The sequence below is a fragment of the Pseudomonas sp. AIG genome, assembly GCF_977020205.1.
The window spans coordinates 57,683-78,859 of record NZ_CDROCK010000029.1; the positions used below are offsets into that span (position 1 = coordinate 57,683).

23 protein-coding genes are annotated in these 21,177 nt (G+C 58.8%); 21 read left to right on the top strand and 2 right to left on the bottom strand.

Annotated elements, in window-relative coordinates:
* The first annotated feature begins 144 nt into the window (after nucleotides 1-144).
* The 11 genes from ACWR1S_RS17510 (at nucleotide 145) to ACWR1S_RS17560 (ending at nucleotide 9,449) form a co-directional block, all read left to right on the top strand.
* A complete protein-coding gene (locus ACWR1S_RS17510) occupies nucleotides 145-624 on the top strand; it encodes a GNAT family N-acetyltransferase (protein ID WP_116030464.1) in 480 nt (159 codons plus the stop codon).
* 159 nt (nucleotides 625-783) lie between these two features.
* Entirely contained in the window at nucleotides 784-1,446 is a 663-nt protein-coding gene (locus ACWR1S_RS17515; RefSeq protein WP_454564376.1) for a hypothetical protein, read from the top strand.
* Nucleotides 1,443-1,937 (top strand): PAAR domain-containing protein, encoded by a 495-nt coding sequence (locus ACWR1S_RS17520; RefSeq protein WP_150775194.1) that lies wholly within the window; start codon nucleotides 1,443-1,445, stop codon nucleotides 1,935-1,937. The genes ACWR1S_RS17515 and ACWR1S_RS17520 overlap by 4 nt, the downstream gene beginning before the upstream one ends.
* A 5-nt stretch (nucleotides 1,938-1,942) precedes the next feature.
* Nucleotides 1,943-2,671, top strand: a complete 729-nt coding sequence (locus tag ACWR1S_RS17525) for an alpha/beta hydrolase (RefSeq protein ID WP_110720357.1) — start codon at nucleotides 1,943-1,945, stop codon at nucleotides 2,669-2,671.
* Entirely contained in the window at nucleotides 2,668-3,201 is a 534-nt protein-coding gene (locus ACWR1S_RS17530; protein WP_454564377.1) for a hypothetical protein, read from the top strand. Before ACWR1S_RS17525 ends, ACWR1S_RS17530 begins: the two co-directional genes overlap by 4 nt.
* A 30-nt stretch (nucleotides 3,202-3,231) precedes the next feature.
* On the top strand, nucleotides 3,232-4,158 hold the full coding sequence (locus ACWR1S_RS17535) for a hypothetical protein (RefSeq protein WP_454564378.1): 927 nt from the start codon (nucleotides 3,232-3,234) through the stop codon (nucleotides 4,156-4,158).
* 77 nt (nucleotides 4,159-4,235) lie between these two features.
* Nucleotides 4,236-5,225, top strand: a complete 990-nt coding sequence (locus tag ACWR1S_RS17540) for a 2-dehydro-3-deoxygalactonokinase (protein WP_454564379.1) — start codon at nucleotides 4,236-4,238, stop codon at nucleotides 5,223-5,225.
* A 19-nt stretch (nucleotides 5,226-5,244) separates the two neighbouring features.
* Nucleotides 5,245-5,865: a 2-dehydro-3-deoxy-6-phosphogalactonate aldolase gene (locus ACWR1S_RS17545; protein WP_454564380.1), complete on the top strand. Its 621-nt coding sequence runs from the start codon at nucleotides 5,245-5,247 to the stop codon at nucleotides 5,863-5,865.
* A 61-nt stretch (nucleotides 5,866-5,926) separates the two neighbouring features.
* Nucleotides 5,927-7,075 carry a galactonate dehydratase gene (gene dgoD / locus ACWR1S_RS17550; RefSeq protein WP_008085519.1) on the top strand — a complete coding sequence of 383 codons (1,149 nt, stop codon included), beginning with the start codon at nucleotides 5,927-5,929 and terminating at the stop codon, nucleotides 7,073-7,075.
* A gap of 198 nt (nucleotides 7,076-7,273) precedes the next feature.
* The gene (locus ACWR1S_RS17555) at nucleotides 7,274-8,584 is read left to right on the top strand and encodes an MFS transporter (RefSeq protein WP_454564381.1); all 1,311 of its coding nucleotides are present in this window, start codon (nucleotides 7,274-7,276) and stop codon (nucleotides 8,582-8,584) included.
* Nucleotides 8,585-8,645: 61 nt separating this feature from the next.
* A complete protein-coding gene (locus ACWR1S_RS17560) occupies nucleotides 8,646-9,449 on the top strand; it encodes an IclR family transcriptional regulator (protein WP_034155326.1) in 804 nt (267 codons plus the stop codon).
* Here the strand turns inward: ACWR1S_RS17560 and ACWR1S_RS17565 are convergent.
* Entirely contained in the window at nucleotides 9,446-10,498 is a 1,053-nt protein-coding gene (locus ACWR1S_RS17565; RefSeq protein WP_454564382.1) for an NAD(P)-dependent alcohol dehydrogenase, read from the bottom strand. The genes ACWR1S_RS17560 and ACWR1S_RS17565 overlap by 4 nt on opposite strands.
* 191 nt (nucleotides 10,499-10,689) lie before the next feature.
* Here ACWR1S_RS17565 and ACWR1S_RS17570 point away from each other — a divergent pair, with 191 nt between their 5' ends.
* Nucleotides 10,690-11,580, top strand: a complete 891-nt coding sequence (locus ACWR1S_RS17570; RefSeq protein WP_093435363.1) for an AraC family transcriptional regulator — start codon at nucleotides 10,690-10,692, stop codon at nucleotides 11,578-11,580.
* Nucleotides 11,581-11,764: 184 nt separating this feature from the next.
* Here ACWR1S_RS17570 and ACWR1S_RS17575 read toward each other — a convergent pair whose 3' ends face one another.
* Entirely contained in the window at nucleotides 11,765-13,429 is a 1,665-nt protein-coding gene (locus ACWR1S_RS17575; RefSeq protein WP_064120345.1) for an electron transfer flavoprotein-ubiquinone oxidoreductase, read from the bottom strand.
* Nucleotides 13,430-13,978: 549 nt separating this feature from the next.
* Between ACWR1S_RS17575 and ACWR1S_RS17580 the strand changes: the two genes are divergently transcribed.
* The 9 genes from ACWR1S_RS17580 (at nucleotide 13,979) to ACWR1S_RS17620 (ending at nucleotide 20,996) form a co-directional block, all read left to right on the top strand.
* Entirely contained in the window at nucleotides 13,979-14,728 is a 750-nt protein-coding gene (locus tag ACWR1S_RS17580; RefSeq protein ID WP_007908338.1) for an electron transfer flavoprotein subunit beta/FixA family protein, read from the top strand.
* Nucleotides 14,729-15,658, top strand: a complete 930-nt coding sequence (locus ACWR1S_RS17585; RefSeq protein ID WP_007908340.1) for an electron transfer flavoprotein subunit alpha/FixB family protein — start codon at nucleotides 14,729-14,731, stop codon at nucleotides 15,656-15,658.
* Between the two features lie 82 nt (nucleotides 15,659-15,740).
* Nucleotides 15,741-16,562 carry a substrate-binding periplasmic protein gene (locus tag ACWR1S_RS17590; protein WP_454564383.1) on the top strand — a complete coding sequence of 274 codons (822 nt, stop codon included), beginning with the start codon at nucleotides 15,741-15,743 and terminating at the stop codon, nucleotides 16,560-16,562.
* A 9-nt stretch (nucleotides 16,563-16,571) separates the two neighbouring features.
* A complete protein-coding gene (locus ACWR1S_RS17595) occupies nucleotides 16,572-16,928 on the top strand; it encodes a DUF4398 domain-containing protein (protein ID WP_454564384.1) in 357 nt (118 codons plus the stop codon).
* Nucleotides 16,925-17,737: an OmpA family protein gene (locus tag ACWR1S_RS17600; protein ID WP_454564385.1), complete on the top strand. Its 813-nt coding sequence runs from the start codon at nucleotides 16,925-16,927 to the stop codon at nucleotides 17,735-17,737. Before ACWR1S_RS17595 ends, ACWR1S_RS17600 begins: the two co-directional genes overlap by 4 nt.
* A gap of 202 nt (nucleotides 17,738-17,939) precedes the next feature.
* Nucleotides 17,940-19,379, top strand: a complete 1,440-nt coding sequence (locus ACWR1S_RS17605) for an aminotransferase-like domain-containing protein (protein WP_454564386.1) — start codon at nucleotides 17,940-17,942, stop codon at nucleotides 19,377-19,379.
* 78 nt (nucleotides 19,380-19,457) lie between these two features.
* Entirely contained in the window at nucleotides 19,458-19,928 is a 471-nt protein-coding gene (locus ACWR1S_RS17610) for a translation initiation factor 2 (RefSeq protein WP_454564387.1), read from the top strand.
* A 166-nt stretch (nucleotides 19,929-20,094) separates the two neighbouring features.
* A complete protein-coding gene (locus tag ACWR1S_RS17615) occupies nucleotides 20,095-20,349 on the top strand; it encodes a YkgJ family cysteine cluster protein (RefSeq protein ID WP_102899999.1) in 255 nt (84 codons plus the stop codon).
* A 41-nt stretch (nucleotides 20,350-20,390) separates the two neighbouring features.
* Entirely contained in the window at nucleotides 20,391-20,996 is a 606-nt protein-coding gene (locus tag ACWR1S_RS17620; RefSeq protein WP_454564388.1) for an START domain-containing protein, read from the top strand.
* Nucleotides 20,997-21,177 lie beyond the last annotated feature (181 nt).

The following is a 21,177-nucleotide window of genomic DNA, read 5'->3' on the forward strand; positions in this document are numbered from 1 at the left end:
GAAAGGACGCTTTCGCGAGCAGGCTCGCTCCCACAGGGAACTGCAGTGTTTGCAACATTGCGCAGGGTAGTGTGTGTTTTGCCATGTGACGAGCGCCGCCCACGGCCTTAGTATGGCGTTTTCCTTTTCCGACAAGGCCCGTCCATGACGATCGACATCCGCCCGGCGACCCCCAGCGATGCTCCGCAAATCCTCGCCTTCATCACTGAACTCGCCGATTTCGAAAAGGCCCGCCACGAAGTCATCGCCAGCGTTGCCGACATCGAACGCAGCCTGTTCGGCGAAGGCGCCACCGCCCACGGCCTGATCTGCCTACGCGACGGTTTGCCAATCGGTTTCGCGGTGTTCTTCTTCAGCTACTCGACCTGGCTCGGCAGCAACTGCCTGTACCTCGAAGACCTCTACATCACCCCCGAACAACGCGGCGGCGGTGCCGGCAAAACCCTGTTGCGTCACCTGGCAAAAATCGCCTGCGACAACGACTGCGGCCGCTTCGAATGGAGCGTGCTCGACTGGAACACGCCGGCCATCGATTTCTACAAGTCCCTCGGCGCGCAACCTCAGGAAGAGTGGGTGCGCTACCGCATGGATGGCAAAGTCCTGCGTGAGTTTGCCGAGGGCTGAGCACAATGATGGCAATCCGGCAGTAATTCGATTGTCGCCAGCGCTCTAGTCCGGCATCCTACGCGCCATTTTTGCGCGCTCACGGACGACACCTGCAATGCCTCTGGCACAATTTCTCCACGCCCGTGGAGCCTTCGCTACGTCAACGAGTGACCAGCGATGAGCGGACTACGGGCGTCAATGCGTCTGTATGGCCTGGTGAAAAACTCAGGCTCGAGCGACAACCCCAAGCGGCAACCGGTCGACATTCTCTGCATGACAAATCGTACGGGGGGCACAGCCATTCGTGCGTTCGTGTCACGGCTCGATGCCGAGTTGATGAGGCGCAGTGCCGGGCTTGACGATTACCGCGTGATAGCGCTGCGCACCTTCGATCCGACGGCGTTTATCGACGCTCATCAAGGTTGGCTGACGCTGCACGTCTGTTGCGGTTTCGTCGCCCCTGCCGGGCATTCGCTGCTCAAGGACGGCGGGTTGATGCCGATGGGCTGGTACGTCTATTCCGAGATCGGCCAGTGGACGGCCCAGCATCATCTCGACCTCGGCGCACAAATGGCCGATTTGCTGCAATCGACTTACGAACGCAATCACCTGCGCAACTACAACGCCTGGCTCAACGAGCTGGATGACGCGACGCCTGCCGAGCTGGCATGGCATGTCGATCAAGCCTGGCAACATCTGCAGATCGCTACATCCCCCGACAGCCGTGAACACTGCCACGCCCTGTTCGACCCCGTCGACAACCGCTGGCGCTTCGCCGCGACCGAAGTCGATCTCCACCAGCCGCACCCGGAACCCCTGAAGCAAGGAGCTTTGAATTGAGTGGTAAACCTGCTGCACGCGTCACCGACCCGACCGCCTGCCCACTGCCAGGGCATGGCACCAACCCGATTGTTTCCGGCTCGCCCGACGTCTTCTTCGACGGCCTCGCCGCCGCGCGCATGACCGATAAATCGGCGTGCGGCAGCCCGATCACCGGCGCCGTTTCCGGCACCGTGTTCATCAACGGCCTGAATGCCGCCACGCTCGACAGCACCGGAGGCCATGGCAATGTCGTGGTCGGTGGTTCGGGGACGGTGATCATTGGCCAGAGCGGCGGAGGGGCAGCGTTTAGCGGGCTGTTGCCGATGCCGGTGCATTTCAATGATCGGATGCAGATTGTTGATGAAAACAGCGGTGAACCGCTTTCCTATATTGCCTACGTCATCGAACGGGCGGATGGAACGCTGGAACGAGGCGTCACTGATGCCAAGGGTCATACCCACACGGTCAGTTCGCACCTCAAAGAAACCATCAAACTGTACGTGGAGTAATACCGATGGGAGCTCAATCCGGAGCCGTTCAAGGATGCATCGGGAGACTGGTCGCCAGTCATGAGTTGACGACAAAAGAGGATCAGACGGTCAAACCCGTGACGCTTGCCAGAGAGGTTGTGGCTTTTTTCATTGGCGGTGCTGGCGATTCGGAAAGTTACTACGGAGACGGGCCTAGCAACTACACCTTGCGGGCCATGGAAGCTTTGCAGATCCGTTTGGGCTCGAGCTATGGCGGCAAATTCCAACCCTATTACATGGGATACAACGATGTAAAAGGGGATGCCGACCTCGAAGAGTTTGTATTCTCCAAGCTGCCTCACAAGTCCGCACATGTCTACATTGTGGGTCATAGTCTGGGCGGGTGGAACGGCGCGCATTTGTCGCAGATTCTCACCGATAAAGGTTATATCGTGAAAATGCTCGTTACTCTGGATCCTGTGGGAGAAGGTGTGATGGTGGCGTTGATTTCGGATATTTACTGGTCGGAGCCAACGCCCAAGGCTGAAACCTGGATCAACGTTCGGGCAGAGCCTGACGAGATGGATCGAACCGACGTAGTCGCTTGGGTGGGGGGCAAGTGGGATATCGAATCCGGTCCCGATGTTATGGGGATCGTCAAATTCAACCATTACTCGGCCTTGAGATTGTATGAGTCCCGCCTGGAGTGCGGGCAGTCGGCATTGGATTTGTCGGCGAGTTCAATTGCTGGTTACTTGAGGGAAGGTGCATGAGATGGGTATTGCTGATCGCTGTGTCGTTATTGTGCGTTGCCTGCGCAAAGTCTCATGACATCACCCCCGCGACATTGGGCTATGAATCGATTACACCGCGCTCGAAAAGCGTTTTTTTTGAGGTCAATTTCAATTCGGATGTGGAACTGCTGGAGATTTTCTGGCGGGAAAAGAAAGCGAACAGCTTTGATCAGGTGTTTATTTGTGCCTTGGGTGATGACACGGACTTTTCCATTGAACATACGATATCGAAAGCAGCAATGGGTTTGGTCAGAGAAAACAAGGAGCATTTGAACAAGGCCGGATTCGGATATACCGCGAGCATTGCTTTCAAGGACGTTGGTGAAAAAAAAAGGACCTCGAAGTACTTGAGTCGTGACGCCATAAAAGGCTTGTTGAAAGACAAGCAGATGATTCCGTGCAAAGTGGTGGTTACGGCAACGGGTTATAAGGCGTATTACACCAAATCACTGTACATCCCCGTTGCAGATGTCTTTTCTGCCCTGTCGGACTACGACAGTTTTCGATGACGTGCCCGGCAGTTGATTTTTGGAGTGGTAATGGCAAGGTTGCTTTTGGTTTTTTTGTTTGCGTTGTGTTCCTCTTGCATGCATTTGGATGTTCCCCCCGCAAGGCTTGAGTTTGTCTCGATCAATCACGAGATAGCTTCCTCTTACGACCTGCGTTTCACCTCCGACCGAAACCTCGTGGACCTCTATGAAGATCATGGTCGGCGAGGTCAGATTGGTACGTGGATCCATTGCTCGTTGAACGGCGATGCGGATTTTTCCATCGAACATGAAATCGTTCTGGAAGCCTCGGGAATCGTCAGCGGGATGCGCTTGATCGAAGGCGATCGTCGCTATGAAATGTTCGCGAATATCAGTGTCGAGAATCACGCCGTCAATGACGGCCGTAATCATATTAGACCGGTTGAGTTGGTGCAGATCTTCAAGCCGCAGGAATACATTCCGTGCAAGGTGGTGATCACCGCGTTCCCGTTCGTGGCGTATTACTCGAAAGTCATGTACATGCCCACGTCGCGGTTCATTGCTGCAATAGAAAATCCTCGCGTGGCGCCCGCGCGTATTTCGCTTGAACAGTCCGACCGACCGAGGTCGTTGCTGCCTTTTGCCTCCGTGTGCATCGTGCGCTGGCGCTATGACCTGGCGCTGGGATATGACCAGATTGAAAGCCTCGGACTCTGTAGCGACGTACCCTATGCCGGCATGCTGGCCTCATTTGCGCCGAGCAACACGAAGCTGAAGGTTGTTTCAGGTTCAAAGGAAAACCCGGCGCCCTTCGCGGCGTACACCATTATTCGCGCTGACGGACGCCGGGAGCCCGGAGTAACTGACGACAAGGGCCGTACACATGAGGTGGGATTCAGCGAGGACGAAACAGTGAGGATCCTGATCAACAACAATCTGGATGTCGTTCAGCGCTGGACAAAATGGACTGACGCTATCCCAGAATATGGGATGTAAAATTACATATTGAGATTTCCAGTCTGAAAGGTCTATAGTCCGTCGCACTCACTGCCAAAAACAAAACAGGTGAAGCGATGCTGGCGCAATTGATCGCGCTCGATTGGGGGACGACCTCATTACGTGCTTACAAACTCGCGGCGGACGGTGTGGTGCTGGAGCAGCGCGCGCTGTCGTCCGGGATCATGCAACTGCCGAAGACTCCGCGAGTCATCAACGGTCGCGAATGTGCCGACGGTTTTGAATTGGCCTTCGATGAGGCCTGCGGCGACTGGCTTGATGCGCAGCCGAATCTGCCGGTGATTGCCTGCGGCATGGTCGGCAGTGCGCAGGGCTGGCGTGAAGCGGCCTACTGCGAGACGCCGGCGAACGTCGCCAATCTCGGAAACTCCCTACAAACAGTTGTCAGTCTGCGCGGCACCGTGGTGCATATCGTGCCGGGCGTGATCCAACGTTCGCGTCTGCCGAACGTGATGCGCGGCGAAGAAACCCAAGTGCTCGGCGTGCTGCAGAATCTGCCGATTGAGGCAGGCGCTGATCTGTTGATCGGCCTGCCGGGCAGCCACTCGAAATGGGTGGACGTGGTCGATGGCTGCATCATTCACTTCGACACGTTTATGACCGGCGAGGTGTTCGCCGTGCTCAGTGAACACAGCATCCTCGGCCGGACCCTGAAGCAAGGCGCGACGTTCGATGCTCCGGCGTTTGACCGGGGCGTGCAGATTGCGCAGTCGGCGGACGGCGAACTTGGCGTGCTGTCGACCTTATTCAGCGCCCGTACCTTGGGCTTGACCGGCGAACTCAGCCCGACCGCGCAGGCGGATTATCTGTCCGGCCTGATGATCGGCCATGAACTGGCGGCACTCGCCAGCGTTCAGCGCCGGCGCCGTAACAATCCGAATCTTCCTTCGATCATCCTCATCGGTAACGCGCAACTCTGCGCGCGCTACAGCCGCGCGCTCGATGCCTGTGGTTTCGCCAACGTGACGCTGGCCGAGCAGGCCACCGAGCGTGGCTTGTGGCAACTGGCGCTGGCTGCCGGACTGATCGATTCCTCATCCCGTTAACCCTGACTGGAGGCCTGACATGCTCAAGCAAGCACTGGCACAAAACGGTCTGATCGCGATCCTGCGTGGCCTGCACCCGCAGGAAGCCGCGGCTGTCGGAGAAGTCCTGTATGCGGCCGGATTTCGCGTCATCGAAGTACCGCTCAATTCCCCTTCGCCGTACGAAAGTATCCGTATCCTGCGTAAGGCCCTGCCCGCCGATTGCCTGATCGGTGCCGGCACGGTGCTGACGCCGGAGCAGGTCGAGTTGGTGAAAGAAGCCGGCGGCCAAGTGATCGTCATGCCGCACAGCGATGCCAAGGTCTTGCGCGCGGCAAAAGCGGCGGGGCTGTACTTATCGCCGGGTGTCGCCACGCCCACCGAAGCCTTCGCGGCGCTGGAGGAGGGCGCGGACATTCTCAAGCTGTTTCCGGCCGAGCAGATGGGCCCGGCCGTCGTCAAAGCCTGGCTCGCGGTGTTGCCATCCGGGACGGTGCTGGCGCCGGTCGGCGGTATCACGCCGGACAATATGCAGGCGTTTATCGACGCTGGCGTGAAAGGTTTCGGCCTCGGCTCCGGCCTGTTCAAACCGGGCATGACCCCGGAGCAAGTGGCGGTGAATGCCAAGGCCTACGTGGCCGCGTGGAAGGCGCTTCGTTAAGACTTTCTGGCGCTGCGTGCGCTGCATCTAATAAGAGCTGCATTTACAAAAGAGAGCAGAGATGAAAATCACCAAACTCACCACCTTCATCGTCCCGCCGCGCTGGTGTTTCCTCAAGGTCGAAACCGACGAGGGTGTGACCGGTTGGGGCGAACCCGTGGTCGAAGGTCGCGCGCACACCGTGGCCGCTGCCGTTGAGGAATTATCCGACTACCTGATCGGCAAAGACCCACGCAACATCGAAGACATCTGGACCGTGCTCTATCGCGGCGGTTTCTACCGTGGCGGCGCGATCCATATGAGCGCACTGGCCGGCATCGATCAGGCGCTGTGGGACATCAAAGGCAAGGCCCTCGGTGTGTCGGTCAGCGATCTGCTCGGCGGTCAGGTGCGTGACAAGATTCGTGTGTATTCGTGGATCGGCGGCGACCGTCCGGCCGACACCGCGCGTGCGGCGAAAGAAGCGGTGAGCCGTGGTTTCACGGCGGTGAAAATGAACGGCACCGAAGAGCTGCAGTTCCTCGATACCTTCGAAAAAGTCGATCTGGCACTGGCCAACGTTGCCGCTGTGCGTGATGCGGTCGGGCCGAACGTCGGCATCGGCGTCGACTTCCATGGCCGGGTGCACAAGCCAATGGCCAAGGTGCTGATGAAGGAACTCGACCCGTACAAACTGATGTTTATTGAAGAGCCGGTGCTCAGCGAAAACTACGAAGCGTTGAAAGAACTGGCGCCGCTGACCAGCACACCGATTGCTCTCGGTGAGCGGCTGTTCTCGCGTTGGGACTTTAAACGCGTGTTGAGCGAAGGCTACGTCGACATCATCCAGCCGGATGCTTCCCACGCGGGCGGCATCACCGAAACCCGCAAGATCGCCAACATGGCCGAAGCCTACGATGTGGCGCTGGCGCTGCATTGCCCGTTGGGCCCGATTGCGCTGGCGGCGTGTTTACAACTGGACGCTGTTTGTTACAACGCGTTTATCCAGGAGCAAAGCCTGGGCATCCATTACAACGAGAGCAATGACCTGCTCGACTATGTGAAGGATCCACGGGTGTTCGATTACGACAAAGGTTTTGTGAAGATTCCGAACGGGCCGGGGTTGGGCATCGAGATCAACGAGGAATACGTGATCGAACGTGCGGCCGTCGGCCACCGCTGGCGCAACCCGATCTGGCGTCATGCCGATGGCAGTTTTGCCGAGTGGTGATTTGTCTCTGACACACCACAACCCCCTGTGAGATCGTTCCCACGCTCTGCGTGGGAATGCCTCAATGGACGCTCTGCGTTCGCTTTTGGGACGCAGAGCGTCCCGGGCTGCATTCCCACGCGGAGCGTGGGAACGATCAGACAGGGTGCAGTGCAGGCCTCAGGCCGACCTCAATAAACATAAAAAGAGGCTCTCCCCATGCAACCGCAAACCCTCACCGGGCAGGCGTCTTTAGTCACGCCCAGCCGCAAGCGGTTTTTCATCATGGTGTTGCTGTTTATCACCGTGGTCATCAACTACCTCGACCGCAGCAACCTGTCGATTGCCGCGCCGGCGCTGACCAGTGAGCTGGGCATCGATCCGATTCACGTCGGCCTGATTTTCTCCGCGTTTGGCTGGACCTACGCCGCCATGCAGATTCCCGGCGGCTGGTTGGTCGATCGCGTGCCGCCGCGGATTCTTTACAGCGTAGCGTTGCTGCTGTGGTCGCTGGCCACGGTGATGCTTGGTTTCGCGGCCAGTTTCATCGCATTGTTCGTGCTGCGCATGGCGGTCGGTGCACTGGAAGCGCCGGCGTATCCGATCAACAGCCGCGTGGTCACGACGTGGTTTCCCGAACGTGAACGCGCCACGGCCATCGGTTTCTACACATCAGGGCAGTTCGTCGGTCTGGCATTTCTGACTCCGGTGCTGGCCTGGCTGCAACACGAGTTCGGCTGGCACATGGTGTTCGTCGCCACCGGTGCGGTGGGCATCATTTGGGCGGCGATCTGGTACGCGGTGTATCGCGAGCCACGGGATTTCAAAGGTGCCAACGAGGCGGAAATCGATCTGATCCGCGAGGGCGGTGGTCTGGTCGATATTCAACAAGAGTCCGCCGCGGTCAAAGCCAAATTCAGCTGGACCGACTTGGGCATCGTGCTGACCAAGCGCAAGTTATGGGGCATCTACCTCGGCCAGTTCTGCCTGAACTCGACGCTGTGGTTTTTCCTGACGTGGTTCCCGACCTATCTGGTGAAATATCGCGGCATGGACTTCATCAAGTCCGGTCTGTTGGCGTCGCTGCCGTTTCTCGCAGCGTTCGTTGGTGTGCTGTGTTCGGGATTCTTTTCCGACTTTTTGATTCGTCGCGGCTGCACCGTCGGCTTTGCGCGCAAGTTGCCGATCATCGGCGGACTGCTGATTTCCACTTCGATCATCGGTGCCAATTTCGTTGAGTCGACACCGCTGGTGATTGCCTTCCTCGCGTTGGCGTTCTTCGGCAACGGTCTGGCCTCGATCACTTGGTCGCTGGTGTCGACACTGGCGCCGGCGCGCTTGCTCGGCCTGACCGGCGGGGGGTTCCATTTCATCGGCAACCCGTCGGCAATTGCCACGCCGATCGTCATCGGTTTCCTCGCCAGCGGCGATTCGTTCGCGCCGGCGATCACCTATATCGCGGTGCTCGCCTTGATCGGTGCATTGTCCTACGTGCTGCTGGTCGGCAAGGTCGAGCGTATCGAGTTGTAGTGGTCTGCGTCGGGCGACCATAATGCCGCCCGTTCCTTCGCTCAACGGTAAAAGGCTGGATATGCAGGAAGACGCTCCGGAAAAAACCAAGGACGCCGCGCCCACCGGCACGCAGACGCTGTTGCGCGGCCTGGGTGTGGTGCAAGCGGTGGCCAGTGGCGCCCGCGATCTCAAGGAAATTGCCCGGCTGATCGGCACCACGCGCAGCACCACCCATCGTCTGGCCAGTTGCCTGGTGGATGAGCGCTATCTGCGCGTGGTGCCGCAAGTCGGTTATCTGCTCGGGCCGAAGCTGATCGAACTGGGTTTCCAGGCGCGCGAAGAGTTGCCGCTGGTGACCTTGGCCGGGCCCTATCTGGACGAGTTGTCGGCATTGACCGGCGACACCGTGCACTTGGGCATTCGTGAAGGCGATGAAGTGCTGTATCTGCTGAAGAATCCGGGGCGCAATGGTCCGGAAATGCGTTCGCGGGTCGGCCATCGCATGCCGCTGGCACGCACCGGTATCGGTAAGGCGTTGATGCTCGATGACTCGCCGAAAGATTGGCAGCGTCTGTACGACATCAGTCTGCCGGCCGGTGGGAAGAGTCAGTTCTGGCCGCAGCATCCCCAACAGTCGTGGGAACAGCTGGAGCAGCGCATGACCGAATACGTCGCCGGTGGCTACGCGTTCGATCTGGAGGACAACGAACCGTCGATCCGCTGTGTGGCGGCGCCGATTCGCGATGCGAGCAAGGGCATTGTGGCGGCGATCAGTATCGCCAGCACCGTGCCGTACATGCCGCTGGAAAAAATGGCCGAGCTGATTCCCCTGATCAAAGGGGTCACAGCCCGGCTCTCGGCGGAACTCGGTCTAAAGGTTTAAACCTTGAGCGTTGCCATGTCGATCACGAAACGGTACTTCACGTCGCCGGCGATCATCCGGGCGTAAGCCTCGTTGATCTGGCGGATGTCGAGCATTTCGATGTCGCAGGTGATGTTGTGCTCGGCGCAGAAATCCAGCACTTCCTGGGTTTCAGCAACGCCACCGATCAACGAACCGGCCAATACGCGACGGCTCATTACCAGTTTGCCAGCGTGGACCGGTGGATCGATCGGCTCGATCAGACCGACCAGAATGTGCACACCGTCGAAACGCAGAGTGTCGAGGTACGGGTTGAGATCGTGCTGCACCGGAATGGTGTCGAGCAGGAAGTCGAAGTAACCGGCCGCGGCTTTCATCTGCTCGGCGTCGGTGGAAACGATTACGTGATCGGCACCCTGACGACGACCTTCTTCAGCCTTGCTCGCCGAGCGGGTGAACAGCGTGACTTCAGCGCCCATGGCCTTGGCGAATTTGATGCCCATGTGGCCGAGGCCGCCCATGCCGAGAATCCCTACCTTGTCGCCAGCCTTGACGCCGTAGTGCTTGAGCGGCGAGTAGGTGGTGATGCCGGCGCAGAGGATCGGCGCGGCGCTGGCCAGTGCGAGTTTTTCCGGAATACGCACGACGAAGTGTTCGCTGACGACGATGCTGTCCGAATAACCGCCCATGGTGTTGCTGCCATCGACCCGATCCGGGGTGGCGTAGGTCATGGTCGGACCTTCGAGGCAATATTGCTCAAGGTTCGACTGGCAGGCTTCGCAAGTGCGGCAGGAGTCGACCATGCAGCCAACGCCGACCAGATCGCCGACTTTGTGTTGGGTGACCTTCGCACCGATCGCGGTGACTTTTCCGACGATCTCGTGGCCGGGCATCAACGGATAAACGGCAATGCCCCATTCGTTGCGCGCCTGGTGGATGTCGGAGTGGCAGACGCCGCAATACAGAGTCTCGATGGCGACGTCGTCGGCGCGCGGGCTGCGGCGTTCGAATTTCATCGGGGCGAGGGGAGTGGTGGCCGATTGGGCGGCATAGCCGATGGCGGTGTACATGTGAAACCTCGCAAAAGCAGGAACAAGTGAGGCGGCGCATTTTGGGCGTCGACTGACTGGTCGGCCATGACGATTCCTCCGGGTCTCATGCCTAATCCTCCGGCATGCGGGTTTGTTCGGTCGCATTGGCAAAAGGATCTGCGATGATGCTTGCATCCCTTTTTTCGCTCCATTTTCAGTGAAGAGCTTTGATGCAATTAACCCGTCATCTTGATGCCAATGCCCGGCTGGTTTCGCTGATCGAACCGCTGGCGCTGCGCGATGGTTATTCGCAGACCGGATTGCCCGGTGTGCAGGTGCTGCGCGCCAGTTGCGACGTTGCCCGTGGCCCGCACATTTATGAACCGAGCCTGATGATCATCGCCCAGGGCAGCAAACTGGCGTTCCTCGGGCCGCGCACCATGGAGTACGGCGCCGGGCATTATCTGATTCAGGCGCTGCCGGTGCCGTTCGAATGCGAGACGTTTGCCTTGCCGGATGCGCCATTGCTCGGGGTGTCGGTGGCGATTGATCGGGTGCTGCTCGGTGAACTGGTGTTGGCCATGGGACTGGCGCCCGGGCGGCATATTCCGGCACAGACACCGGAGTCGATGACCTCGGTGGTGCTCGACGATGACATGCGTGGTTGTGTCGAACGCTTGCTGAGCTGTCTGCACGATCCGCTGGAATGCCAGATTCTCGGGCCGGCGCGGGTGCGCGAGTTGTTATTCGTCGCGTTGCGCGGGCCACAAGCGGATGTGTTGCGCGCGTTGGTGGAGCAGCAGGGGCAGTTTGCGCGGGTCGCGGCGTCGATCAGTCATCTGCATGCGCATTACACCGAGCCGTTGAATGTCGAGACCCTGGCCGGTTGCGCGAACATGAGCGTGTCGACGTTTCATGAGCATTTCAAACGCAGCACGTTGCTGTCGCCGGTGCAGTATCTGAAGCGTTTGCGCTTGTTGAAGGCGCAGACGTTGCTGGTGGCGGAGGGGTTGGGTGTGGCGCAGGTCGCGCATCGGGTGGGGTATCAGAGTACGTCGCAGTTCAGCCGCGAGTACAAGCGCTACTTCGAACGCAGCCCGGGTGACGAGCGCGCCGCCTGAGCTGACGAAGATCCCCTGTAGGAGTGAGCCTGCTCGCGATAGGGGTGTGTCAATCAGCATCATCAGTCAACTGACACACCGCAATCGCGAGCAGGCTCACTCCTACAGGGTTCGGTGGTGTTGCAGGAATTGTGGGCAACAAAAAGGCCCCCATTTCGGAAGCCTTGATGTTCAGCGCTTCGACTTACATGTTCGGATAAGTCGGGCCGCCAGCGCCTTCCGGCGTGACCCAGGTGATGTTCTGCGAAGGGTCCTTGATGTCACAGGTCTTGCAGTGCACGCAGTTCTGCGCATTGATCTGGAAGCGCTTCTCGCCGTCTTCCTTGGTGATCACTTCGTACACGCCGGCCGGGCAATAGCGCTGCGCCGGTTCGTCGTACAGCGGCAGATTCTTGCTGATCGGGATGCTCGGGTCGGTCAGCTTCAGGTGGCACGGCTGTTCTTCTTCGTGGTTGGTACCGGAGATGAACACCGAGCTGAGTTTGTCGAAGCTGAGTTTGCCGTCCGGCTTCGGATAGTCGATCTTCTTGCAGTCGGCCGCGAGCTTGAGGCAAGCGTAATCCGGCTTGGTGTCGTGCAGGGTGAACGGCAGTTTGCCGCCGAAGATGTTCTGGTCCAGCCAGTTGAAACCGCCGCCAACGATGGCGCCGAACTTGTGGATCGCCGGGCCGAAGTTGCGGCTGGCGAACAGTTCGTCGTAGAGCCAGCTCTTCTTGAACGCATCGACGTAAGTGGTCAGCTCTTCAGTGCCGTCCTTTTCTGCGAACAGTGCGTCAGCCACCGATTCAGCGGCGAGCATGCCGGACTTCATCGCAGTGTGGCTGCCTTTGATCTTGGCGAAGTTCAGGGTGCCGAGGTCGCAACCGATCAGCGCGCCGCCCTTGAAAACCATTTTCGGCAGCGAGTTCAGGCCACCTTTGCAGATCGCGCGGGCGCCATAGCTGATGCGCTTGCCGCCTTCCAGGTATTGAGCCAGCACCGGGTGGTGCTTGAGGCGCTGGAACTCGTCGAACGGCGACAGGTAAGTGTTGCTGTAGGACAGGTCAACGATCAGACCGACCACCACCTGGTTGTTTTCCAGGTGATAGAGGAACGAGCCGCCGGTGTTCTCGGTGCCCATGATGTCCAGCGGCCAACCGGCGGTGTGAACGACCAGACCTGGCTGGTGCTTGGCCGGGTCGATTTCCCAGATTTCTTTCAGGCCGATGCCGTAGTGCTGGGCGTCGGCATCGCTGTCGAGGTTGTAGCGCTTGATCAGTTGCTTGCCGATGTGGCCACGGCAGCCTTCGGCGAACAGCGTGTACTTGCCACGCAGTTCCATGCCCGGGGTGTACAGGCCTTCTTTCGGATTGCCTTCGCGGTCGACGCCGAGATCACCGGTGATGATCCCGCGCACCACGCCTTGTTCGTCGATCAGCGCTTCTTGAGCGGCGAAGCCTGGGTAGATTTCAACGCCAAGGTTCTCCGCCTGCTGAGCGAGCCAGCGGCACAGGTTACCGAGGGAGATGATGTAGTTGCCTTCATTGTGCATGGTCTTGGGCACAAAGAAGTCTGGAATTTTCTGCGCGCTGTCGGCGTTTTTCAGCACGAAAATATCGTCGCGGGTGACCGGCGTGTTCAGCGGTGCGCCGAGTTCTTTCCAGTCCGGGAACAGTTCGTTCAGAGCGCGTGGTTCGAACACGGCACCGGAGAGGATGTGTGCGCCGACTTCGGAGCCTTTTTCGACCACGCAGACGCTGATTTCCTTACCGGCTTCGGCGGCCTTCTGCTTCAGACGGCAGGCGGCGGACAGGCCAGCGGGGCCGGCACCGACGATGACCACGTCGAATTCCATGTATTCGCGTTCCACAGGCTATCTCCTACTCAAGGCTCAACAGTTTTTTTTCTAATTTGGAGGTTTGATGTCGCATCCGCTATTCCTTTACGTTAACGTCAAGGGGAATATTGGAGACCGACCTTTCTCTCTAGGCGGCGCATTATATCTACACCACTCCGAGCGTCCAATACAAACGTTTGTTTGAATCGGCTCCAGCCCAGAGAAATCAAAGAAGCGCGGCTTATGAATGGTCATTTTGCTGTATTGACCGGAATAGGCGTTCCGGTCAAGATACGGGCGGTTTTGCGCTCGTCGTAGGCAGACTGGCGGTTTCAAGAGTACGTCTAAAGACAGGGCACAGGCAGTAGAAGGTGATGCGCAGCGCAGTCTGGCGCGCAGTTTACACAGCGTGAAGAGCAATGACCCGTCGGTCACCCCTGACGAACGGTCGCAGGTCTTCTCGCCGTGCAGTCACCCGACACCCGAGTCGGCGTTTTTAGAGGTGCCCTTTTAGCCTGATGAGCATCAACCGCCAGGTTCGCCTAGGCGACTTTCTTTTCACCGGAGAGTAACGAGGAATCCATGAAGGTTCTTGTAGCTGTCAAACGCGTTGTGGATTACAACGTCAAGGTTCGCGTCAAGGCGGACAATTCCGGCGTCGACCTCGCCAACGTCAAGATGTCGATGAACCCTTTCTGCGAAATCGCAGTGGAAGAAGCCGTACGCCTGAAAGAGAAAGGTGTTGCGACTGAAATCGTCGTCGTCTCCATCGGCCCGACCACCGCTCAGGAGCAGCTGCGTACCGCACTGGCTCTGGGTGCCGACCGTGCCATCCTCGTCGAATCCGCTGAAGATCTGACCTCGCTCGCCGTGGCCAAGCTGCTCAAGGCTGTGGTCGACAAGGAACAGCCGCAGCTGGTGATCCTCGGCAAACAGGCCATCGACAGCGACAACAACCAGACCGGCCAGATGCTCGCTGCACTGAGCGGCTACGGTCAGGGCACGTTCGCCTCGAAAGTCGAAGTCTCTGGCGACAGCGTTGCCGTGACTCGCGAAATCGACGGCGGCGCGCAGACTGTTTCGCTGAAACTGCCTGCAATCGTCACCACCGACCTGCGTTTGAACGAGCCGCGTTATGCGTCCCTGCCAAACATCATGAAAGCCAAGAAGAAGCCTCTCGAAGTGCTGACTCCGGACGCTTTGGGCGTTTCCACCGCCTCCACCAACAAGACCCTGAAAGTCGAAGCGCCGGCTGCACGCAGCGCAGGCATCAAGGTCAAGTCGGTGGCTGAACTGGTTGAAAAACTCAAGAACGAAGCGAAGGTAATCTAAATGACTATCTTGGTTATTGCTGAACACGACAACAAAGTGCTGGCCCCGGCCACGCTGAACACCGTGGCTGCTGCGGCCAAAATCGGCGGCGACATCCACGTTCTGGTTGCCGGCCAAGGCGCTGGCGCCGTGGCTGAAGCCGCTGCGAAAATCGCAGGCGTGAGCAAAGTCCTCAACGCTGACAACGCGGCTTACGCGCATCAGCTGCCGGAAAACGTTGCTCCGCTGGTTGCAGAGCTGGGCGCTGGCTACAGCCACATCCTGGCTGCCGCCACCTCCAACGGCAAAAACATCCTGCCGCGCGTTGCTGCGCAGCTGGACGTTGACCAGATCTCCGAGATCATCTCGGTCGAAAGCGCTGATACCTTCAAGCGTCCGATCTACGCCGGCAACGCCATCGCTACCGTACAGTCGACCGCTGCAATCAAAGTGATCACCGTGCGTGCTACCGGTTTCGACCCGGTAGCTGCTGAAGGTGGTTCGGCTGCTGTGGAAGCCGTTGGCGCTGCACACGACGCGGGCACTTCGAGCTTCGTTGGCGAAGAACTGGCCAAGTCCGATCGTCCAGAGCTGACCGCTGCCAAGATCGTCGTTTCCGGCGGCCGCGGCATGCAGAACGGCGACAACTTCAAACACCTGTACGCTCTGGCCGACAAGCTGGGCGCTGCCGTCGGTGCTTCGCGCGCTGCGGTCGACGCAGGTTTCGTACCGAACGACATGCAGGTCGGTCAGACCGGCAAGATCGTTGCGCCACAGCTGTACATCGCCGTCGGTATCTCCGGTGCGATCCAGCACTTGGCCGGTATGAAAGACTCCAAAGTGATCGTTGCGATCAACAAGGACGAAGAAGCGCCGATCTTCCAGGTGGCCGATTACGGTCTCGTGGCGGATCTGTTCGAAGCCGTACCTGAGCTGGAGAAGCTGGTCTAATCCAGCGGCTTCACTTATAAAGAGCCCGGCCTGTTGGTCGGGCTTTTTTTTTGTCTGGGATTTGAGTGGGGAGCGTTTTGCCATGGATCTGCGCTGCGGATGGTTGTTGGGTTTGGCCCTGTTGCCCGGTTTGGCCATGGCCGCTGGCAAATGCGAGCGCCTCGTCGTCACCGGTAGCCCGGACGCGCCGCCGTACCTGTGGCAGGACCCACAGAATCCCAAGCAGTTGATCGGTGCCAGTGCCGACCTGTTGCAGCAAGTGGCCAAGGACTTGGGAATCAAAGTCGAGTTGCTCTACGCCGGCAAACGCTCGCAAGCCCTCGATGAAGTACGCAGCGGGCGCATGGACATGCTCGCCGACGCGCCGCTGACCTTCAATGAGCTGGAAAATCTCGACTACATCTATCCACCGCTGCTGGAAAACGATTATCTGGTGTGGACGCGCAAAGGCTCGACACTGCTCTACAGCGAAGCCAAAGACCTGCACGGCCACACCGGTGCGTTGTCGGAAAAGTCTCGGATGACCCAGGCATTCGGCACCTTCGCCGAGCAGAATTTGACCCTGACCCGGACAGCCAACCTCACTCAGGCGCTACAGAAATTGCTCCTCGGTGAAGTGGAATATGTACTCGCCGGCCGCTACTCGGGCATGGCGGCCGCGCAGGCGTTGGGCATGGCCAATGACCTGTTGGCGTTCGAGCAACCTGTCGACCGCCCAGGGTTGTTCCTCGCGGTTTCCCACAACTCTGCCTGCAACGATCCGTGGTTGCGCGGACAGCTAGCCAAAAAGATGACAGAATTGCCCGCGTCCGGACTGACGGAAGCCGCGCTGCAACGCAATATCGAACGCTGGAAGGCGCAGCAGCAACAGCCGCAACAACCTGTCAGTGCCCCAAAACAGTAGGGATTCTTAGTGAGTATTCGACCTCTTTTCGCGGCTGTGGCCGTTCTGGCTTTGGCCGGTTGTGCGACCGATCCGGCACCCATCGAACAAATGCGCCTGACCGAACAAGCCATCACCCAGGCCAAGGCTGTTGGCGCCACCGCCGACGAAGTGCCGGAAATGAAACTGGCCGAAACCAAATACAACCGCGCCAAAGGCAACATGGCGGACGAGTCCTACCGCAACGCGCGCATGCGTTCGGAACAGGCTGAGCTGGATGCACGTCTGGCCGAAGCCAAAGTGCTGACGCAAAAAAGTGAAGAACAGCTGAATGTGCTGAACACCCGCATCGTCCGTCTGCGCAAGCAACTGGGAGATGCCCAATGAGCCTCAAGTCGAAAGTTGTCGGCGGTCTGATGCTCGCCGGTTGTGCCAGCCTGTTCGGCTGCGCCGGTCAGCACAGCGAATCCGCGCTGCAAGAAGCCAGTGCCGATTTCCAGAAGGTCAAGGAAGACTCCAATGTGCTGCGCATCGCGCCGAAAGACGTGATCCGCGCCGGTGAGTCGCTGGCCCGTGCCGATCGCCTGTCGACCTATTGGGGCAGCGGTTCGGACGTGGTCCATTACGCCTACCTGAGCCAGCGTTACAGCGAAATCGCCCGCGAGCACACCAATCAGGTGCTCAACGAAGAGCGCGCGGCGAAACTGGAACTGGACCGCCAGCGCTTGCAACTGGCCCTGCGTGAATCCAAGTTGCTCAGCGTGCAGCAGCAGGGCAAATGGCTCGAAGAACAGATCGTCGCACTGGCTACCACGCAGACTGACCGTGGTCTGGTGATGACCCTCGGTGATGTACTGTTCGACACCGGTGAAGCGGAACTGAAAAACTCGGCCAACCGCGTCGTGCTGAAGATCGTGCAGTTCCTGCAACTGAACCCGAAACGCGTCGTGCGCATCGAGGGCTACACCGACAGCACCGGCGGCAAACAGGAAAACCTCAAACTGTCCCGTGACCGCGCACAATCGGTGGCGGACGTGCTGATGGACCTGGGCATCGACGACAAACGCATTCAGGTCGAAGGCTACGGCGATGAGTATCCGGTGGACGCCAACGCTTCCGAGCGCGGGCGGGCACAGAACCGTCGGGTGGAGATTGTCTTCTCCGACGAAAAAGGCCAGCTCGGCGCCGCCCGTTAAGGGTTGCGTCTCTGGAAAGCCCGGGCTGTCATGCAGTGCCGGGCTTTTTTACGTCTGTCGAATGGCCCACAAATCAGTACAGTCAGGGGCAGACACCGCACTGTATGGTCGAGTAATGTGGCAACTGTCCCAGTACACTTCTAAACTGTTCCGGTATTGTTTCACACAAGAATAAAATGCCCGTGAAATCGAGTGCTGCGTCATGACCAATCTCTTGCTCTACCAACGTATTGCTCAGCAACTGGCCGAAGACATCCGCCGTGGCGTCTATCAACCGGGGGAGCGCGTGCCTTCGGTGCGCAAGATGAGTTCGCAGCTCAACGTCAGCCATGCGACGGTGTTGCAGGCTTACGCCAATCTTGAAGATCAGGGCTTGATTCGGGCGCGACCGCAGTCCGGTTATTACGTGCACCAGACCCCCGCGCTGACTGCGCCGACGCCGGACATTGCCCGGGTCGAACGGCCGGGGCTGGTCACCCGCAGCAGCATCATTCAACAGGTGCTGGTCGAATCACGCCGTGAAGGCGTGTTTCCGCTCGGCGCGGCCGTGCCAAGTGTCGATTACTTGCCGGTGCGCGCACTGCATCAGCAACTGGCCAAGGTCACCCGTTTCCATAGCCCGCGTGCCTTCAGCTACATGTTCAGCCCCGGTTTTGAACCGCTGCGCCGGCAAGTGGCGATTCGCATGCGCGATGCTGGCGTGGTGGTCGACCCGTCGGAAGTGGTCATCACTCACGGTTGTGTCGATGCCTTGCAGATGTCGCTACGCGTTCTCACCCGGCCGGGCGATCTGATCGCCGCCGAGTCGCCGACCTATTACGGTTTGCTGCAACTGGCTGACTTGCTTGGCCTGAAGGTTATCGAGATCCCCAGCGATCCCGCCACCGGCATGAGCCTCGAGGCTTTGCAACTGGCCGCCAATCAATGGTCGATCAAGGCGCTGGTGCTGACCACACGCCTGAGCAATCCGCTGGGCGGCACCATGCCCGAAGAGCGGCAGAAGCAGCTGTTGCGTCTGGCTTCGGACTTCGATATCCAGATCGTCGAGGATGATATCTATGGCGAACTGATGTTCGAACAAGGCAAAACCAAAGCGCTCAAGGCTTATGACCGGCTGGATCGGGTGATCTACTGTTCGAGCTTCTCCAAAACCTTGTCACCCGGTGTACGCATCGGCTGGATGATCGCCGGCAAGTATCAGCAGGAAATCCAGCGCCTGCAGACCTTCAGCACTCATTCGGCGTGCAATGTGACGCAAATGGCGATTGCCGCTTATCTGGAAAACGGCGGCTATGACCGGCATTTACGGTACATCCGTCAGGAATACCGAAAAAACCTCAGTGCCTTCCAGTTGGCGGTGCAGCAGTACTTCCCCGAAGGCACGCAGATGACCCGGCCCACGGGCGGTTTCATCCTCTGGGTGAGCCTGCCGGGGAGGGTGAACACCCAGGAATTGCACGTGCGTGCGTTGCAGCAGGGCATCAGCATTGCGCCGGGGCTGATCTTCAGTAATACCGAGCAGTTCAACCACTGTATCCGCCTCAACTGCGGGATTCCGTGGAACCGCGAGGCGGAGCGGGCGCTGATGACCCTGGGCATGCTGGCGACTCAACTGTGTCAGGAAACCGCTGGCGGATTCTGAACGAGCGGTGGCTGATGCTTGTCTTGTGGCGTCCAACAAGCGAGCATATGGCCCTCTGCCGTTAGTCTCGTTGGGTCCATGAAAGCGATTTTTCCTGCCGCTTGGGTTTTGTTGGGTTTGCTGATGATCGGTCACGCGCCTGGCGCCGTGGCCGCTGCGGTTCAGGAGAAACCGGCCGCGACGAGCCCCGCTAAAAAAACCACGCCTGCGCCAAAGGCCGCTGCCGCGAAGAAAACCCAGCCAAAAGTCATCAAGAAGCGCAAACCAATCGCCTCCAAATCGAAACCCGCCAGCGAAGTGGTGAAAACCAAACTGCCGCCGGCCAGACTCGATTTGAGCCTGCCCAAGGACATGGTCCAGGAACTGAAACCCAAGGGCACGGTTGAGTTGCCCAAGCGCGAGCCGATCCTGCCGCAGATGTTTGGCGAGAAAAACACCGGGTTCCAGCTCAACGGCCGTTTGCTCAGTAACGAAATGCAGTTGCAACTGCGTAACGAAGAGCGTCGCGAAGTCGAAGGCGCAGCGCTGGATTTCGAATTCAAGCAGTAAATCCAGACACTCTGTGACCCGCAGAACAGACGCTTTGTCGGAGACTGGTCAGTCACATTCAGTTATCGCTAAAAACCCCGGTTCCGGGAATTTAAAACAGCCGTTTTAGCGGTTACTCTGTTCCGCGTCCCTTTTACACATCGCCCGTCGCGAGGAATTGTTCGTCATGAAATGCCGTGAAGGCTGTGGCGCTTGCTGCATTGCCCCGTCCATCAGTTCGCCGATCCCCGGCATGCCTGATGGCAAACCTGCCGGCGAACGTTGCGTGCAACTCTCGGTCGAAAACCTGTGCAGCATTTTCGGCCGCCCGGAGCGTCCGGCAGTCTGTTCCGGCTTCGCGGCGGATGTCGAAGTCTGTGGCAGCAGCTCGGAAGAAGCGATCAAACTGATCGGCTGGTGGGAGCAAATGACGGCGGCGTGATGTGTCAAACGAACGGAACTTCAACAATAAGGAATAAGACTATGGGTTCGCTGCATCGTATCGCTGTGTTGTGTGGTTTGACCGCTGTGCTGGCCACGTCCGTCGCTCAGGCTGAAGACTGGAAAGTCGCCAAGAACGAAGACGGCATCAAGGTTTCCCTGAGTGAAGTGCCAGGTTCGGACTACAAGTCCTACCAGGGCGTCGCGCTGATGAAAACCACCGTCGCCAAACTGCGCGCATTGCAGGAGGACGTCTCCGGCGCCTGCGCCTGGATTCACGAGTGCAAGACCCAGAAGCTGCTCAAACACGAGGGCGATCAGAGCTGGACCTACACCCAGTTCAACACCCCTTGGCCAGTCACTCCGCGTGATTCGGTGCTGAAAGTTACCACTGTCGAAGACGCCGATGGCAGCCTGACCCGCAACCTGGAAGGATTGCCGACGTACCTTCCGGAAGAAAAAGGTTTTGTCCGCGTTCAGCAGGTCAAAGGCTTCTGGAAGTTCGTGCCCAAAGGTGATCAGGTCGAAGTGACCTATCAGGTGCACACCGAGCCAGGTGGCAGCGTGCCGGCGATGGTTGCCAACAAGTTTGTTGTCGACGCGCCGTTCAACACGCTTAAAGCCCTGAAAGAACGCGCCGAGAAGTAATCTCGCGCCTTCACAGAACGCCCCGATCAAGTCGGGGCGTTTTGTTTTGTAGCTATATTGTGTTTCCGGATATGCGTTGCACGAAATTTTCACAAAGTGTTCAAGACAATTCGCCCGCGCTGTTTGCCTGCTGTCACCGCTCTAAATGAAAGTGTCTGGCGCCGGGGCAGTAATCAATGGC

Bases quoted from the DNA above. Each gene is read 5' to 3' on its own strand.
- ACWR1S_RS17525 (WP_110720357.1), top strand. From the start codon at position 1,943: ATGGGAGCTCAATCCGGAGCCGTTCAAGGATGCATCGGGAGACTGGTC.
- ACWR1S_RS17610 (WP_454564387.1), top strand. From the start codon at position 19,458: ATGAAAGCGATTTTTCCTGCCGCTTGGGTTTTGTTGGGTTTGCTGATG.
- ACWR1S_RS17600 (WP_454564385.1), top strand. From the start codon at position 16,925: ATGAGCCTCAAGTCGAAAGTTGTCGGCGGTCTGATGCTCGCCGGTTGT.
- ACWR1S_RS17540 (WP_454564379.1), top strand. From the start codon at position 4,236: ATGCTGGCGCAATTGATCGCGCTCGATTGGGGGACGACCTCATTACGT.
- ACWR1S_RS17535 (WP_454564378.1), top strand. From the start codon at position 3,232: ATGGCAAGGTTGCTTTTGGTTTTTTTGTTTGCGTTGTGTTCCTCTTGC.
- ACWR1S_RS17530 (WP_454564377.1), top strand. From the start codon at position 2,668: ATGAGATGGGTATTGCTGATCGCTGTGTCGTTATTGTGCGTTGCCTGC.
- dgoD (WP_008085519.1), top strand. From the start codon at position 5,927: ATGAAAATCACCAAACTCACCACCTTCATCGTCCCGCCGCGCTGGTGT.
- ACWR1S_RS17580 (WP_007908338.1), top strand. From the start codon at position 13,979: ATGAAGGTTCTTGTAGCTGTCAAACGCGTTGTGGATTACAACGTCAAG.
- ACWR1S_RS17590 (WP_454564383.1), top strand. From the start codon at position 15,741: ATGGATCTGCGCTGCGGATGGTTGTTGGGTTTGGCCCTGTTGCCCGGT.
- ACWR1S_RS17545 (WP_454564380.1), top strand. From the start codon at position 5,245: ATGCTCAAGCAAGCACTGGCACAAAACGGTCTGATCGCGATCCTGCGT.
- ACWR1S_RS17605 (WP_454564386.1), top strand. From the start codon at position 17,940: ATGACCAATCTCTTGCTCTACCAACGTATTGCTCAGCAACTGGCCGAA.
- ACWR1S_RS17510 (WP_116030464.1), top strand. From the start codon at position 145: ATGACGATCGACATCCGCCCGGCGACCCCCAGCGATGCTCCGCAAATC.
- ACWR1S_RS17515 (WP_454564376.1), top strand. From the start codon at position 784: ATGAGCGGACTACGGGCGTCAATGCGTCTGTATGGCCTGGTGAAAAAC.
- ACWR1S_RS17615 (WP_102899999.1), top strand. From the start codon at position 20,095: ATGAAATGCCGTGAAGGCTGTGGCGCTTGCTGCATTGCCCCGTCCATC.
- ACWR1S_RS17620 (WP_454564388.1), top strand. From the start codon at position 20,391: ATGGGTTCGCTGCATCGTATCGCTGTGTTGTGTGGTTTGACCGCTGTG.
- ACWR1S_RS17565 (WP_454564382.1), bottom strand. From the start codon at position 10,498: ATGTACACCGCCATCGGCTATGCCGCCCAATCGGCCACCACTCCCCTC.
- ACWR1S_RS17570 (WP_093435363.1), top strand. From the start codon at position 10,690: ATGCAATTAACCCGTCATCTTGATGCCAATGCCCGGCTGGTTTCGCTG.
- ACWR1S_RS17585 (WP_007908340.1), top strand. From the start codon at position 14,729: ATGACTATCTTGGTTATTGCTGAACACGACAACAAAGTGCTGGCCCCG.
- ACWR1S_RS17560 (WP_034155326.1), top strand. From the start codon at position 8,646: ATGCAGGAAGACGCTCCGGAAAAAACCAAGGACGCCGCGCCCACCGGC.
- ACWR1S_RS17555 (WP_454564381.1), top strand. From the start codon at position 7,274: ATGCAACCGCAAACCCTCACCGGGCAGGCGTCTTTAGTCACGCCCAGC.